We start from the raw sequence: 14,078 nt of genomic DNA, 5'->3' as shown, positions 1-14,078 counted from the left end.
AATATCTCCTAGATTCGTAACAGATGGCCGGTAGCCGGCAACAGGATTCCGTCCAGCATCGCGCCTTGCTCGGCAAGGCGCAAGCGGCCTTCGGCGAACCAGCGGACGGCCAGCGGATAGATGATGTGCTCGGCGGCGTGCACCCGATCGGTGAGCTTGTCGATGCGCTCATCGGCCTCGACGGTGAAGGCAGCCTGTATGGCCACGGGGCCGCCATCGAGCTCTTCAGTGACGAAATGCACGCTGCAGCCATGCTCTTGATCGCCTGCTTCCAGTGCGCGACGATGGGTGTCGAGGCCCTTGTATTTCGGCAGCAGGGACGGGTGGATGTTGAGCAAACGGCCTTGGTAGTGGCGAACGAAGCCTGATGTGAGGATTCGCATGAAGCCGGCCAGTACCACCAGCTCTGGTTGATGCGTATCGATGAGCTCCATTAACGCAGCGTCGAAGGCCTCCCGGTCGGCGAAATCCTTGTGCTGCACCACGTGAGTGGCGATCCCGGCAGCTTGCGCACGCTGCAGGCCGAAGGCGTCGGCGCGATTCGAAACAACCGCGCAGATGCGCACCGGGTTGTCCGCGCCGAGGCTGTCGATCAGGGCCTGCAGGTTGCTGCCGGACCCCGATATCAGTACTACGACGTTGCAGGCCGCACTCATCAATGGCTTTTCAGGTTATTCAGTGCGACGCGCTCGGCACCTTCGCTAGCCGCTGCGATCTGACCGATCACCCAAGGCTTTTCACCGGAGCCGCGCAGATTGTCGAGGACGGTCTCGACCTGGTCCTGGGCGACGCAGATGACCATGCCGACGCCACAGTTCAGCACGCGGTGCATTTCGTGCTCGTCGACGTTGCCCTGCTGCTGCAGCCAGTCGAAGACCGCCGGACGTTGCCAGCTGGCGACATTGATGACCGCCTGGCTGCCTTCAGGCAGTACTCGCGGAATATTGTCCAGCAGACCGCCACCGGTGATGTGTGCCATGGCCTTCACCGCGCTGGTGTCCTTGATCAGTTTGAGCAGCGGCTTGACGTAGATGCGGGTCGGCGCCATCAGCAGTTCGGTGAGCGGCTTGCCTTCGAGTTGAGTGCTCTCGATATCGGCACCGGCCACTTCGATAATCTTGCGGATCAACGAATAGCCGTTGGAGTGCGGGCCGGAGGAGGGCAGGGCAATCAACGCATCGCCGGCGGTCACTTTCGAGCCGTCGATGATCTCGCTCTTCTCCACTACGCCGACACAGAAACCGGCGAGGTCGTAATCTTCGCCTTCGTACATTCCAGGCATCTCGGCGGTCTCGCCGCCCACAAGCGAGCAGCCGGCCAGTTCGCAGCCCGCGCCGATGCCGGTGACGACGGTGGCGGCGATATCCACATTGAGTTTGCCGGTGGCGTAATAGTCGAGGAAAAACAGCGGCTCAGCACCACAGACCACCAGGTCGTTGACGCACATGGCCACCAGGTCCTGGCCAATACTGTCGTGCTTGTTCAGATTCAGCGCCAGACGCAGCTTGGTACCAACACCATCAGTGCCGGACACCAATACCGGCTGCTTGTAGCCGGCTGGAATTTCGCAGAGCGCGCCGAAGCCGCCCAGGCCGCCCATGACTTCAGGACGCGCAGTGCGCTTGGCCACGCCCTTGATGCGTTCGACCAGCGCTTCGCCTGCGTCGATGTCGACCCCGGCGTCCTTGTAGCTGATGGAGGGTTGCTTGCTCATAGAGATCCGGACCTGTGAAGAGAGTGCGGGGCGACCGGTGCGACGAGGCGGTTGTCTCGACGTGGCGAAGGCGCCGGACCGGTCTGCGGAAAGCGCGCGATTTTATCAGGCTTGCCGGATAGCGACCATCCCGCGTGCGGATCACAGAGCAAAACCTCGGTGCACACCGCCCAGATTTTTGTTGCCGGAGGCGCAACTCACAAGTGCGACGGTTGCCCCGCTCCAGACGCCTGTTTAAGGTATAGCGCTTGATTCCCCGTGGCCGAGCCCGGTCGTCGTCGCGCGACCGGCTGGCTCCCCCCGTGACTGGCCAGCCAGCGAGTATCTCCATGCGCCTTATCTCCCGTCTTTTGATTCTGTGCTGCGCGGTCGTTTCCGTCCACGCCATGGCGGCACCTCTCAACGATCTGTACAAGGTGCGAGAGCCGGTCGCGAGCCAACAGCCCGAGGCGCGTGAAGAGGCGCTGCGCAAGGCATTCGATACGCTGGTGCTGCGCCTGACGGGTGAGGCCGAGTCTGATCGGGTTTCGCAGTTGCGCGCGGATCCCCAGCAACTCGTCAGCCGATACGGCTATGAAGACGATGCGGTCGTGGTCAGCTTCGACCCGGTCACCACCGAGCGTGCCCTGCGGTCCGCCGGGCTGTCTTTATGGGGAGTGGATCGCCCGAGCATCCTGACCTGGTGGCTGAGCGAATCGGTCAACGGCTCTCAGCTCGTCGGTGATGCGCAGGAAGGCTCGTCCGACCTGCGTGCGGCGGCCCAACATAGGGGCTTGCCGTTGCGTTTGCCGTTGGCCGATCTGAGTGAGCAGCTCGCAACCACTGCCGAGACTGTGACGGCGAATGAGCCCCAGGCGCTCCGTGATGTCTCGGAACGTTACGATGCCGATGGGCTGCTGGCAGTACTGGCGAGGCAATCAGGTGAAACCTGGGAGGCCAGCTGGCGGCTCTGGCTTGGTGACAAGCAGGCGCAGGGCAAGGCGAGCGGCGATAGCCGCGCCGCCGTCGCAGACGAGGTGATGCTGGCCGTTAGCACCTTCCTTGCACCGCAATACCGCATCGCGCCGGGTGAGATGTCCGAGATTACCCTTGAGGTCCTGGGCGCTGATGTTGAGCGCTTTGCCGAACTGGATCGCCTGCTCGAACCGTTCGGTGCTCGCTTGCAGCGAGTCGAAAGCGATCGGTTGGTGTATCGCCTCAATGCCAGCCCTGAGCAACTGCGGGCACAGTTGGCTCTGGCGCGCCTTCAGGAAGTGCCGGCCGATGAAATCGATGCGCAGCCACTCGATAATCAGGCTCCGGCCGAGCGCGTCGGTACGCAGCCCGCTGATACTGCGGTGCTGGCAGCCGCAGACGATGCGCAACCGATCGATGCCGAGGCACCGCTCGAGGAGCCGGGTCCGCCTGCAGCCGAACAGTCCCCGCCAGAAGATCAAGGCGAGGTGCTGCGCTTCCGCTGGTAGCGGTATGGCCGATCGCTGGCGGCGGCGGGCAAAACGAGTGCCGCAGCTAGCGATGCTCTTCGGTTCGTAACCTTCCTTTCGCCTGCAGAAGCCATGCGGCATCGAATCAACCGGAACAAGGCGTCCTGACCATGAGCATCACTCACACCAACCGCTGGCTCTGGCTGGCGGCGCTCTTACTGCTTGGCTGGCTGGTCTATCAGCTTTCGCCGATCCTATCGCCCTTTCTGGTGGGCATTTTGTTGGCCTATCTGGGCGACCCCCTTGTTGACCGGCTGGAGCGCTGGAAGCTGTCGCGCACCTGGGGCGTAATTTTCGTATTCACGCTGTTCATTCTGTTGTGTCTGTTATTGCTACTGGTGCTGGTGCCCATGCTTGGCAAGCAGCTGATGCACCTGTATCAGTTGGCGCCGCAGGGGCTTGATTGGCTGCAGGTAACGGCGTTGCCCTGGGTGCAGGCGCAGTTCGGCCTCGACGACGACTTCTGGCGCTTCGATCAGATCAAAAGCGCATTTTCCGCCAATCTCGGCAGCACCAAGGATGTGGTGGCGATCATCCTCAGCCAGGCGACAGCGTCGAGTATTGCCTTGCTGGCCTGGCTGGCGAATCTCCTGCTGGTGCCGGTGGTGTGCTTCTATCTGCTGCGGGACTGGGATCTGATCATGGCCAAGCTGCGGGCATTGTTGCCGCGACGGCGCGAGGAAACCGTCATGGCATTGATGCGCGAATGTCATGAGGTCATCGGTGCCTTCCTGCGCGGGCAGTTACTGGTGATGCTGGCGCTGGCCGTGGTCTATTCGGTCGGCTTGATGTTGCTCGGCGTCGAGCTGGGCCTGTTGATCGGCGTGCTGGCCGGCCTCGCCAGTATCGTGCCCTACATGGGCTTCGTGGTAGGCATCGGTGCGGCAGTGGTTGCGGTGCTGTTCCAGTTCGGCCTCGAGCCCTATCCATTGCTGGGCGTTGCGGCGGTATTCACGGTCGGGCAGATGCTCGAAGGCATGCTGTTGACGCCGTTGTTGGTGGGCGATCGGATCGGTCTGCACCCGGTTGCAGTGATCTTCGCGGTGTTGGCTGGCGGTCAGTTGTTTGGTTTCACCGGCGTGTTATTGGCGTTGCCGGTGGCGGCTGTGATCATGGTTCTGCTGCGCCACGTGCATGATCTCTATAAACTCTCCGACCTTTACGCAGAGCCGCCGGTCGACCCACCTCGCCAATCATGAAACCCATTCAGCTCCCCCTGGGCATTCGCCTTCGTGACGATGCCACTTTCGTCAACTTCTATCCGGGCGCCAATGCCGCTGCGCTGGGCTACGTCGAGCGTGTCTGCTCGCCGGAGGCCGGTTGGTCCGACGAGTTGATCTACCTCTGGGGTAATACCGGCGTCGGGCGCAGTCATCTGCTGCAGGCTGCCTGTTTGCGCGTCGAGCAGCGAGGCGAACTGGCGGTGTATTTGCCATTGGCAGAGGTTGCCGAGTACGGACCAGCGCTACTGGACAACTTGGAACAGAGCGAGCTGGTCTGTCTGGATGACCTGGATGCCGTGGCCGGCGATCCGGTATGGGAAGAGGCGCTCTTTCACCTGTTCAATCGGCTGCGCGATAGCGGCCGACGGCTGCTGCTCGCCGCCGATGCCTCGCCGAGGGAAATCGCTGTGCAGCTGCCGGACCTCAAGTCGCGCTTGAGCCTCTCGCTGGTATTTCAGCTGCAGGAGCTGTCCGATGAGGACAAGCTGCGCGCGCTGCAGCTTCGCGCGTCGCGCCGTGGTTTGAACCTGCCGGATGATGTCGGTCGCTTCATCCTCACTCGCGGCGCGCGCGACATGAGTGCGCTGTTCGAACTGCTCGATCGGCTCGATCAGGCGTCGTTGCAGGCACAGCGCAAGCTGACCATCCCCTTTCTCAAGGAAACGCTCGGCTGGTAAGGGTCCGGCTGCTGGGCTAGCTCCGTCGATCGACCAAGGCCGCCAGTCGGTGGGCTTTAGCCCTCCGATACCTGAGCAGGCGCCCGAGCGACGCCTCATTTCAATTCCAGGCCTGCCTCAACTCTCGCCTGCTGCTTTGCGCTCGTACTGATAAGCCCAGCGGGTATAGAGCAGGGCGCTGATGAACAGCGTCAGGCTGATGATCGCTTCCAGCCAGCCGTAAACCATCCGGGCCGGGTTGATCGCGGCGAGCACGCCCTGAATGAAGTACAGATTGACGATGAAGCAGGTCCAGGCATGGGCGCGTGGGCTGCCAGAGATCATGCCTGGCGCGACCAGAAGCAGCGGAATCAGCTGAATGCAGACCACCACCCAGGTACGCGCACCGTGCAGGTCGGCGAATGCCAGGTTCCAGACGACGAGCAGGGCGGCGAGGCCGATAAAGCTGGCCAGGCTGATCGACCGGCTGAGTTTCACTCGGGGCGTCAGCCATTCCAGAGACGGGAGCGGTTTGGGCTTTCTAGCCACGGGCATTCTCCAAACGCTTGGCGGTTTGCGCGAGGCGTTGGCCCAGTGCGCGGCAGAGGCTGATTTCATGCTCATCCAGCAGACGCTTACCGTCTGCGCCCGCATGGTGGCTGGGGCCGTAGGGTGTGCCGCCGCCTCGGGTCTCTAGCAAGGCGTTCTCGCTGTAGGGAAGGCCGAGCACCAGCATTCCGTGGTGCAGCAGGGGCAGCAGCATGGATAGCAGCGTCGATTCCTGCCCGCCATGCAGGCTGGAAGTCGAGGTAAATACGCCGGCGGGTTTGCCTACCAGCTCGCCGGTCAGCCAGAGCCCGCTTGTGCCGTCGAGAAAGTATTTCAGTGGGGCGGCCATGTTGCCGAAGCGGGTCGGGCTGCCAAGTGCCAGGCCGGAACAGTTCCTCAGGTCATCGAGGGTTGCGTAGACCGCGCCTTGCTCTGGAATGGCAGGCGCTACCGCTTCGCACTCGGTGGACACTGCTGGCACGGTGCGCAGTCGCGCCTCGAGGCCGGTCTGCTCGACACCGCGAGCAATCTGCCGCGCCATCTCGGCAGTGGCACCGTGGCGGCTGTAGTACAGCACCAGGACGTACGGCGCGCTCATGGCAGGATCTCCAGTACCTTCTCGGGTGGACGGCCAACCACCGCAACATCACCGGCAACCAGAATGGGGCGCTCGATCAGTTTGGGGTGAGTGATCATCGCCTCGATGATTTCGGCATCGGTCAGGGATGGGTCGGTCAGGTTGAGCGTCTTGTATTCCTCTTCGCCACTGCGCAGCAACTGCCGCGGGCTGATGCCCAGGCGAGTGAGGATTTGCTTGAGTTCGGCGGCTGAAGGAGGTGTCTCCAGATAGCGAATGACGGTAGGGTTCAGGCCGCGCTGTTCGAGTAGCTCCAGTGCGCCGCGTGACTTCGAGCAGCGTGGATTGTGGTAAAGGGTCAGTTCGGTCATTTGTGATTGCTTCGCGCCAGTGGAGGTGGCCATTCTAACCTTCAATGCAGCGAGGCCTGAAACGCCGGTCGCGGATGGCTGTCTGCCAAGGTAGGCTTTCGCTTGCGACCAAGCCTGTGAACAAGCGGGTTCTGACGATTGCGGTGGGCACCGAGGGGATGGAATGCAGCAACGGATCAAGGATTTCACCGAGTTTGGCCGCTTCCTGGTGCAACGCTTTCTGGCGGACCGCGGCCCACACAGCGCTGCTGCATTGACCTATACCACGCTGTTCGCGGTGGTGCCGATGATGACGGTGACCTTCGCCATGCTCTCCGCCATTCCGGCGTTTCAAGGCATCGGCGAGCAGATCCAGATGTATATCTTCAGCAACTTCATCCCATCCACGGGTGCAACCATTCAGCAATATCTGGTCGCCTTCACCGATCAGGCACGCCAGCTCACTTGGTTCGGCGTGGGGTTTTTGATGGCAACGGCCCTGATGATGCTCCTGACTATTGAAAAAGCCTTTAACGTGATCTGGCGAGTGCGCCAACCGCGCCGCGGAATCTCGAGCTTTCTGCTCTACTGGGCGATCCTCAGCCTCGGACCGTTGTTGCTGGGCGCGGGCTTTGCCATGAGCACATACATCACCTCCTTATCGCTGATTTCAGGCCCGCATGCGCTGATCGGTGCCCGCACTGTACTCAAGGCGATGCCGCTGGTGCTCAGTGTCGCGGCGTTCACGCTGATCTACGCCGCCGTACCGAATACTCGGGTGCCGCTGCGGCACGCTATCGTCGGCGGTGTTTTCACCGCGGTTCTGTTCGAAGCGGCCAAGCAACTGTTCGGCTTGTATGTCAGCTACTTTCCAAGCTATCAGCTCATCTACGGCGCCTTCGCCGCGGTACCGCTGTTTCTGCTCTGGGTGTACCTTTCCTGGATGATAGTGCTGTTCGGTGCCGAGCTGGTGTGCGGGCTGTCTTCGTCGCAGCGATGGCGGCGTCGCTCGGTTCCGCGTCTGCTGGTGATGCTCGGGTTGTTAAGGGTTCTTTACGAAAACCAGCAGGCAGGGCGTGAGGTACGCTTGCGCGACGCCCATCGAAGCGGCTGGGAGCTGCCTGAAGACGAATGGGACGAGATCCTTGAATTCTTCGAGCGGGAGCAGCTCGTTTGCCGGACGGGATCGTCAGGCTGGGTGTTGTGCCGCGATCTCAACCATTACAGCTTCGATGAATTGTTGCGCTGCAATCCCTGGCCACTCTCGGGCAGGCAGGCGCTGCCGGAGCATCTGGACGAGCCCTGGTATCCGACACTGCGCCAATCCATGGAGTTACTGAACAAAGAGCAGGCCAGCCTGTTCGGGGGGAGTGTCGCAGATTGGTTGCAGGCGCGGCGGGTATGAAACGAGCCGATACTCGGCATTGCAAGGGAACGAAGATGATCAAGCGATCTGTTGGGCTGCTCGGTTTGCTCGCCAGCCTGGCGTTGGCGGGCTGTGCAGAAGATTGGGGACCCGACCAGCACGGCGAAGCTGTTACGGCGCGGCAACTCGAAGATCAATGGGTGTTGGTCAATTACTGGGCAGAGTGGTGTGGCCCCTGCCGGACCGAAATTCCTGAGCTGAACGCGCTGGACCAATCGAGAGATGACGTCACCGTACTCGGGGTGAATTTCGACGGGCTTCAGGGCGATGAGCTGATCACGGCGGCCGAAGCGCTGGGGATCGGGTTCAGGGTGCTCAGCGTCGATCCGGCAGAGCGCTTGGATCTGTCGCGCAGTGCAGTGTTGCCTGTAACTTACATCGTGGATGCTACCGGGAAGGTGCGGGAGAGTCTGGTTGGCGAGCAGACCGCGGAGGGATTGCTCGCTCGTCTGGAGAAACTACGGCAGCAATAGCAGAGCAATGCCGGCGAGTGCTGCGGCGGATCTCAGGGTTTTACGTACCAGAAATCCTGCCAGAGACCGATGACCTTCGCCGGGTAACGATGCTTGCCGAGGCTGCCGTTATAGCGCGCCAATGCACGATTGATATCGCCGTTTTCCTTCTTCAGGTAATAGCTGAGGATCGTGCATCCATAGCGCAGATTGGTTGCGTTGTCGGTGAGGTTGTCCTGCGGGCGCCCCAGTTCCGCCTTCCAGAACGGCATCACTTGCATCATGCCCTGCGCGCCGACGCTGGAAATGGCGAAGCGGTCGAAGTGACTTTCGGCGTGGATCAGTGCCAGTACCATGTCGGGTTTTAGACCCGCCTTGCTCGCTTCTTGGTGCACCAACCGTAGTAGTGTCAGCCGTTCTTGCGGATTGGGGAGATAGCGCTTGAGGCGCGTCGACATATCCAGTAGCCAGACCTCTGCGTCAAACCGATCCTGAAAGCTTTCGGCCTCCGCCACGGTACGCTGCATCAGTTCGCGCAGTTCCGGTTCCGGTGCCTGTCGAACAGTCGCAGCGACTGGCGAGGTCGCCATGAATGCCACCAGCCACAGCCAGGGGAGGGCCTTCACGGCGCGGCCTCAGTCGTCTTCGCCCGGATCGCTGGCCTGACGGCCAGCGTCCTGCATCAGCGTGCGAAGGAATTCTTGCTGTAGGTCGGGATCGTTACGGGTCAACTCGATCAGGCTCTGTTCGAGCTCACTGGCTTCCTCCTCGAGTCCAAGCTCTGAGAGGCGCTTGACCCGATGTACCCACTGGCTGACGTCGTCGCCTTCCAGGTCGTTGAAGATGAGGTCATGGGCTTCGAGCAGCTTTCCGCGCAGACTGCGGCTGACCAGCAACGTCGCGTCAGCGCGGGTCGCGTCTTCAGGGTCTTCGATCTGCAGCAGGAGTCTGCCGACCTGGCTGATGTCCTGATCAGCGAATGGACCGTCGAGCAGATTCAGCCGCAGTACACCATTGCGATCGGTGCTCAGTTCGTGGGTCTCGGTGCCAGCAATGACCTGCACCGGGCGTTCCGCCCAGGGCAGGCTGGAATACTCGAGGCGGGCATCGCGACGTTGTTCGTCGAGGCTGGCGAGGTTCTGCTGCGAGCGGCCATTGGACTCGGCGTTGACGAATGGATTGAGTCCGGCGAAACCGTAACTGATCCAATCGCGCGTAGCGCTTTCCGGCAGATTGCCGAGCATGGCCACATTGAGTACGTTTGCGCCAATGCCGGCGACAACCGCAACAGCGCCCAATGGAATCTCATAGAGCTCTCGCCACGCCTGGTACGGGGTATAGCGATCATAGCGGCGGGTCACCTCGAAATCGGTGACTTCGAAGGTCTTCTGGTCGACGACCCGAATACGCCGCTGAGGCAGCTCCAATAACGGCTCTCCCGCTTCGATGCGCAGGCTGTGGTCGATCAGCTTGCGCTCGATACGGGCTTCGTGTTCGCTGCGTTGGGGCAGCTGGTTGGCGCAGCCACCTACAAAAAGCGCCACGCAAAGCGTGGCGCAGGTTGAAGCACTTCGGTTGAGCATGATTTCCGTCAGCGGCTGGCGCGCGAATTGATGAACTCAAGGATGTCGGCAGCGGCGATGGCCTGGCTTTCGGCATCGCGACGATGCTTGTATTCCAGTGTGCCGTCCGCAAGCCCGCGATCGCCGATGACGATGCGGTGCGGGATGCCGACCAACTCCATATCGGCGAATTTGACGCCGGGACTGGTCTTTTTGTCACGGTCATCAAGCAGCACGTCGTAGCCGGCAGCGGTGAGCTCTGCGTAGAGCCTGTCGGTTGCCTCGCGCACGGCCTGGTTCTCGTACTTCATTGGTATCAGTGCGATCTGGAAGGGCGCCAGGGCATCCGGCCAGAGAATGCCGCGGTCGTCGTAGTTCTGCTCGATCGCGGCGGCAACGACACGCGAAACGCCGATGCCGTAGCAGCCCATGGCCAGGGTGACCGGCTTGCCGTTCTCGCCCATGACGCTGCAGTTCATCGCTTCGCTGTACTTGGTGCCGAGCTGGAAGATGTGGCCGACCTCAATGCCGCGCTTGATCACCAACGTACCAACGCCATCGGGGCTCGGATCGCCAGCGACCACGTTGCGCAAATCGGCAACTTCCGGCAGCGGCAGGTCACGCTCCCAGTTGACGCCGAAGTAATGCTTGTCTTCTTGGTTCGCTCCCGCGGCGAAGTCGCTCATCAGTGCGACCGATCGATCGATGATGCAGCTGATCGGCAAGTTCATTGGGCCCAGCGAGCCAGGTCCGGCGCCCATGGCGGTGCGGATTTCCGCTTCGGTCGCGAATACCAGTGGGCTTTCGACCTGAGCCAGGTTCGCCGCTTTGATCTCATTCAGTTCATGGTCGCCACGAACGACCAGTGCAACCAGCTGGCCTTTCTCGGCACCATGCACGACCAGCGTCTTGATGGTTTTTTCGATGGGCAGCTGAAACTGCTCGACCAGTGCGGCAATTGTCTTGCAGTTCGGCGTGTCCACCAGGCGCAGCTCTTCGGTGGCGGCGCCACGCTCAGTCTCGCGAGGGATGGCCTCAGCCTTCTCGATGTTGGCTGCATAGTCGGAGCTATCGCTGAACGCGATGTCGTCTTCACCGGATTCGGCCAGCACGTGGAACTCATGCGAGTTGGTACCGCCGATCGATCCGGTATCTGCCTGCACGGGACGGAAATTCAACCCCAGGCGAGTGAAGATGTTGCAGTAGGTCTGATGCATGCGGTCATAGGTTTCCTGCAGCGATTGCGGATCTGCATGAAACGAGTAGGCATCCTTCATGAGAAATTCGCGGCCACGCATCAGGCCGAAGCGTGGGCGGATTTCGTCACGGAATTTGGTCTGGATCTGGAAGAAGTTGATCGGCAACTGCTTGTAGCTGTTCAGCTCGTTGCGTGCCAGGTCGGTGATGACTTCTTCGTGGGTCGGGCCGACGCAGAATTCGCGGTCATGGCGGTCCTTCAGACGAAGCAGCTCAGGGCCGTATTGTTCCCAGCGCCCCGACTCCTGCCAAAGCTCGGCAGGCTGAATCGCGGGCATCAATACTTCCAGCGCGCCGGCCTTGCTCATCTCGTCGCGAACGATGGCCTCGGCCTTGCGCAGCGCACGCAGCCCCATCGGCATCCAGGTATAGAGACCTGAAGCCAGCTTGCGAATCATCCCGGCACGCAGCATCAGCTGATGGCTGATGACTACCGCGTCGGAAGGCGTTTCTTTGAGGGTCGAGAGCAGGAACTGACTGGTGCGCATGTGGGCCGTTGTGTCCTTGCAGAGCGGAGAAGTTTGGCTCGGCATTGTACGGCGGGCGCAGGGTAACGTACAGAATGGTTAACGTGGACGATTGCCTCGTAAACGAAGAAGCCCGGCGAGTGCCGGGCTTCCTGTGTTGCTCAAGCTATAGCTGATGATCCTGTATTACAGGATGCTCAGCGGATACTCGACGATCAGGCGCAGATCGGTTAGGTCAGTACCGTTGATCGGCGCGTAGTCGGTGTCGGACCAGTACCTGGCGTGACGCAGACGAAGCGACAGGTCCTTGGCGGCCCCGTCTTGCACGACGTACTTGGCTTCAACGTCCCATTCGCGCTCTTCGCCTTCGCCGGTTGGAGTGCTGATGTCGTAGCCGCTCAGGTAGCGGGTCATGAAGCTCAGGCCCGGAACGCCGAAGGAGGTCATGTCGACGTCGTAGCGTACTTGCCAGGACTTCTCGTCTTCACCGTTGAAATCGGAGTACTGGACGGAGTTGCCCAGCCAGACGGTGCCGTTAGCGTCGGGGCCGTACGCATAGCCGACGCCATTGAAGCCGCCGTGGGATTGTTGATAGGCAACGGTAAATTTATGCGCATCGATGCCGTAAGTACCCGCGAGACTCCAGATGGTGTTGTCTTCGTCGCTACCGGTACCGGTATACTCCGACTCGTAGTCGCTCTGGTAGATATTGAAATCAAAGGCCAGTGATTGCTCTGCACCGAGACCCATGCTGTAGTTGGCGTTGCCGTAGATCTTCTGGAAAGTATCTTTCACATCGGAGTAGTACAGCGAAGTGCTAAGACTATCGCTGAACGCATATGTACCACCGGCGAAGTTGATCTCCTCCAGATTTTCGGAGTCATGGCCAGTTTGACCCTTGCCGCTCAGCGCAGTGAAGTGGCCCGCATTCAGTTCGAGGCCTTCGATTTCGCTGCTGGTGATCAGAGCGCCGCGTGCAGTTTCTGGAAGTAGACGTGCATCGTCTGTCGAAAACACTGGCAGGGCTACGAACTGGGTGCCGTATTTCAGCACGGTATCCGAAACGCGGAATTTAACCGCGGCGCCCGCTTCCGAATAGTCATCCTGGGCGCGGCCATCCGAACCTACCGGAAAGATGCCGTTGCCGTTACGGTCGCGGCCGGTATCCAGTTTCACGCCCAGCAGGCCGATTGCATCAACACCTACGCCGATGGTGCCTTGGGTAAAGCCGGACTCGAAGGTACCGATGAAGCCATGGCCCCATTCTTCGCGGTAGCTCTGACCGTTCTGAGTCGGGGTGCCGCCAGCGCCGTTGTCGCGGAAATCACGGTTCATATACAGGTTGCGGTTGAAGATGGTCAGGCTGCTGCCTTCAACGAAGCCTTCCGATTCAGACTGGCTGGACGCCAATGCCATCTGCGACGTGCCGGCCGCAACGGCCATGGCGATTACGCTCCACTTCATCACTTGCATAGTGATTGCTCCTTTGGTTTCAAATTGGTGCTTGCTTTCCTGCGTGCGCCGGAAAGAGGCATCTTTTATTTTCGGTATACAAGCTCAATTCAATCCTTGTTTGCCTAGCTGGTCGAAACCTGCAGCAAGCCTGGAATGTACATCCCGAGAATTACTGTGTAGCTGGGTAAACTAGCGCGAGCAAGCTTAACCCAGCTATTTCCGTTTTTCTCCCCCCTCGTTCAATGCTTTTTTCTTCAAAGCAATAACCGTGCTCAGAATGAAAAAGAGCGTATTTTGCGGCAATCTTAGCCTGCCTCCAGGTCTGGATGGCTCTAAAGCTGGGCTGGTTCGGAGCGTGCGAGCGCTGGTTTGGTGCGTTTTGGGCTGCTGTTGTGTCGGGGCTTTGGAGTATCCTCGCGCGGGACGACCAGGCGCGGTTTGTGCTGCGCTGATTATCTGGAAATATGAGGAGCGCCGCTATGTTCGTTCTTGATTCGCGTCTGGAGCACGACACGCTGAATCTAGGTGATTTCCCACTGTGTCGGTTGCTGCTGATGAACGATGCCAACTATCCCTGGTTCATCCTTGTGCCTCGTCGCGAAGAGATCAGTGAGTTGTTTCAGCTGGACCCTGCTGATCAGCAAGCCCTTTGGCGGGAGGCAACGGCACTGGCTGAGACGCTCAAAGACATTTTTGGCGCGGACAAGATGAACGTGGCGACGCTGGGAAACATGGTGAGTCAGTTGCACATGCATGTAATCGCTCGGCGCAGGGACGATGCAGCCTGGCCAGCGCCGGTATGGGGGCATCAGCCGGCTAGCCGTTATAGTGAAACGCAGGTTCAGGCGATCAAGCAGAAGCTGAAGCTGGTGCTCACTGATAATTTTCGTTTTGTGGAGTGACGTA

At 60.5% G+C, this 14,078-nt stretch carries 15 protein-coding genes; 6 read left to right on the top strand and 9 right to left on the bottom strand.

The window, feature by feature from the left end; all coding sequences use genetic code 11:
- Positions 1 to 8 precede the first annotated feature (8 nt).
- Complete coding sequence (gene purN, locus H3028_RS01745) at positions 9 to 656, bottom strand: phosphoribosylglycinamide formyltransferase (RefSeq protein ID WP_181295333.1); 648 nt, start codon at positions 654 to 656, stop codon at positions 9 to 11.
- Positions 656 to 1,714: a phosphoribosylformylglycinamidine cyclo-ligase gene (gene purM, locus H3028_RS01740; protein WP_181295332.1), complete on the bottom strand. Its 1,059-nt coding sequence runs from the start codon at positions 1,712 to 1,714 to the stop codon at positions 656 to 658. Before purM ends, purN begins: the two co-directional genes overlap by 1 nt.
- A 329-nt stretch (positions 1,715 to 2,043) precedes the next feature.
- Between purM and H3028_RS01735 the strand changes: the two genes are divergently transcribed.
- The 3 genes from H3028_RS01735 (at position 2,044) to hda (ending at position 5,098) form a co-directional block, all read left to right on the top strand.
- The gene (locus H3028_RS01735) at positions 2,044 to 3,177 is read left to right on the top strand and encodes a DUF2066 domain-containing protein (protein WP_181295331.1); all 1,134 of its coding nucleotides are present in this window, start codon (positions 2,044 to 2,046) and stop codon (positions 3,175 to 3,177) included.
- A gap of 131 nt (positions 3,178 to 3,308) precedes the next feature.
- Positions 3,309 to 4,397, top strand: coding sequence for an AI-2E family transporter (locus tag H3028_RS01730; protein WP_181295330.1), 1,089 nt, complete (start codon positions 3,309 to 3,311; stop codon positions 4,395 to 4,397).
- Entirely contained in the window at positions 4,394 to 5,098 is a 705-nt protein-coding gene (gene hda / locus H3028_RS01725) for a DnaA regulatory inactivator Hda (RefSeq protein ID WP_181295329.1), read from the top strand. The genes H3028_RS01730 and hda overlap by 4 nt, the downstream gene beginning before the upstream one ends.
- A gap of 117 nt (positions 5,099 to 5,215) precedes the next feature.
- On the opposite strand, the gene H3028_RS01720 is transcribed toward hda, so the two are convergent.
- From H3028_RS01720 to arsC, 3 genes are read right to left on the bottom strand one after another with little or no spacing between them, the layout of a single operon-like run.
- Positions 5,216 to 5,626 carry a DUF2069 domain-containing protein gene (locus tag H3028_RS01720; protein WP_181295328.1) on the bottom strand — a complete coding sequence of 137 codons (411 nt, stop codon included), beginning with the start codon at positions 5,624 to 5,626 and terminating at the stop codon, positions 5,216 to 5,218.
- Entirely contained in the window at positions 5,619 to 6,224 is a 606-nt protein-coding gene (gene wrbA / locus H3028_RS01715; RefSeq protein WP_181295327.1) for an NAD(P)H:quinone oxidoreductase, read from the bottom strand. Before wrbA ends, H3028_RS01720 begins: the two co-directional genes overlap by 8 nt.
- Complete coding sequence (gene arsC / locus H3028_RS01710; protein ID WP_181295326.1) at positions 6,221 to 6,574, bottom strand: arsenate reductase (glutaredoxin); 354 nt, start codon at positions 6,572 to 6,574, stop codon at positions 6,221 to 6,223. The genes wrbA and arsC overlap by 4 nt, the downstream gene beginning before the upstream one ends.
- A 163-nt stretch (positions 6,575 to 6,737) precedes the next feature.
- Here arsC and H3028_RS01705 point away from each other — a divergent pair, with 163 nt between their 5' ends.
- Complete coding sequence (locus tag H3028_RS01705; protein ID WP_181295325.1) at positions 6,738 to 7,958, top strand: virulence factor BrkB family protein; 1,221 nt, start codon at positions 6,738 to 6,740, stop codon at positions 7,956 to 7,958.
- Positions 7,959 to 7,993: 35 nt separating this feature from the next.
- A complete protein-coding gene (locus H3028_RS01700; protein WP_181295324.1) occupies positions 7,994 to 8,452 on the top strand; it encodes a TlpA disulfide reductase family protein in 459 nt (152 codons plus the stop codon).
- Between the two features lie 32 nt (positions 8,453 to 8,484).
- On the opposite strand, the gene H3028_RS01695 is transcribed toward H3028_RS01700, so the two are convergent.
- The 4 genes from H3028_RS01695 to H3028_RS01680 all read right to left on the bottom strand — a co-directional run bounded on the left by H3028_RS01695 (position 8,485) and on the right by H3028_RS01680 (position 13,190).
- Positions 8,485 to 9,021, bottom strand: coding sequence for a transglycosylase SLT domain-containing protein (locus H3028_RS01695; protein ID WP_168423196.1), 537 nt, complete (start codon positions 9,019 to 9,021; stop codon positions 8,485 to 8,487).
- A gap of 45 nt (positions 9,022 to 9,066) precedes the next feature.
- Positions 9,067 to 10,014, bottom strand: coding sequence for a hypothetical protein (locus H3028_RS01690; protein ID WP_181295323.1), 948 nt, complete (start codon positions 10,012 to 10,014; stop codon positions 9,067 to 9,069).
- A gap of 8 nt (positions 10,015 to 10,022) precedes the next feature.
- On the bottom strand, positions 10,023 to 11,738 hold the full coding sequence (locus H3028_RS01685) for a proline--tRNA ligase (RefSeq protein ID WP_181295322.1): 1,716 nt from the start codon (positions 11,736 to 11,738) through the stop codon (positions 10,023 to 10,025).
- Positions 11,739 to 11,903: 165 nt separating this feature from the next.
- Positions 11,904 to 13,190, bottom strand: coding sequence for an OprD family porin (locus H3028_RS01680; protein WP_181295321.1), 1,287 nt, complete (start codon positions 13,188 to 13,190; stop codon positions 11,904 to 11,906).
- 461 nt (positions 13,191 to 13,651) lie between these two features.
- On the opposite strand from H3028_RS01680, the gene H3028_RS01675 reads away from it, so the two are divergent.
- Positions 13,652 to 14,074: an HIT domain-containing protein gene (locus H3028_RS01675; RefSeq protein ID WP_181295320.1), complete on the top strand. Its 423-nt coding sequence runs from the start codon at positions 13,652 to 13,654 to the stop codon at positions 14,072 to 14,074.
- The last annotated feature ends 4 nt before the right edge of the window (positions 14,075 to 14,078 follow it).

Origin of the sequence: Pseudomonas sp. Q2-TVG4-2 (genome assembly GCF_013620795.1) — a bacterium.
Lineage (GTDB): Bacteria > Pseudomonadota > Gammaproteobacteria > Pseudomonadales > Pseudomonadaceae > Stutzerimonas.
This window is presented reverse-complemented; position numbering and strand designations above follow the sequence as displayed.

Coding starts and splice junctions, on each gene's coding strand:
- purN (WP_181295333.1), bottom strand. CDS start 656: ATGAGTGCGGCCTGCAACGTCGTAGTACTGATATCGGGGTCCGGCAGC.
- purM (WP_181295332.1), bottom strand. CDS start 1,714: ATGAGCAAGCAACCCTCCATCAGCTACAAGGACGCCGGGGTCGACATC.
- H3028_RS01735 (WP_181295331.1), top strand. CDS start 2,044: ATGCGCCTTATCTCCCGTCTTTTGATTCTGTGCTGCGCGGTCGTTTCC.
- H3028_RS01730 (WP_181295330.1), top strand. CDS start 3,309: ATGAGCATCACTCACACCAACCGCTGGCTCTGGCTGGCGGCGCTCTTA.
- hda (WP_181295329.1), top strand. CDS start 4,394: ATGAAACCCATTCAGCTCCCCCTGGGCATTCGCCTTCGTGACGATGCC.
- wrbA (WP_181295327.1), bottom strand. CDS start 6,224: ATGAGCGCGCCGTACGTCCTGGTGCTGTACTACAGCCGCCACGGTGCC.
- arsC (WP_181295326.1), bottom strand. CDS start 6,574: ATGACCGAACTGACCCTTTACCACAATCCACGCTGCTCGAAGTCACGC.
- H3028_RS01705 (WP_181295325.1), top strand. CDS start 6,738: ATGCAGCAACGGATCAAGGATTTCACCGAGTTTGGCCGCTTCCTGGTG.
- H3028_RS01700 (WP_181295324.1), top strand. CDS start 7,994: ATGATCAAGCGATCTGTTGGGCTGCTCGGTTTGCTCGCCAGCCTGGCG.
- H3028_RS01695 (WP_168423196.1), bottom strand. CDS start 9,021: ATGGCGACCTCGCCAGTCGCTGCGACTGTTCGACAGGCACCGGAACCG.
- H3028_RS01690 (WP_181295323.1), bottom strand. CDS start 10,014: ATGCTCAACCGAAGTGCTTCAACCTGCGCCACGCTTTGCGTGGCGCTT.
- H3028_RS01685 (WP_181295322.1), bottom strand. CDS start 11,738: ATGCGCACCAGTCAGTTCCTGCTCTCGACCCTCAAAGAAACGCCTTCC.
- H3028_RS01680 (WP_181295321.1), bottom strand. CDS start 13,190: ATGCAAGTGATGAAGTGGAGCGTAATCGCCATGGCCGTTGCGGCCGGC.
- H3028_RS01675 (WP_181295320.1), top strand. CDS start 13,652: ATGTTCGTTCTTGATTCGCGTCTGGAGCACGACACGCTGAATCTAGGT.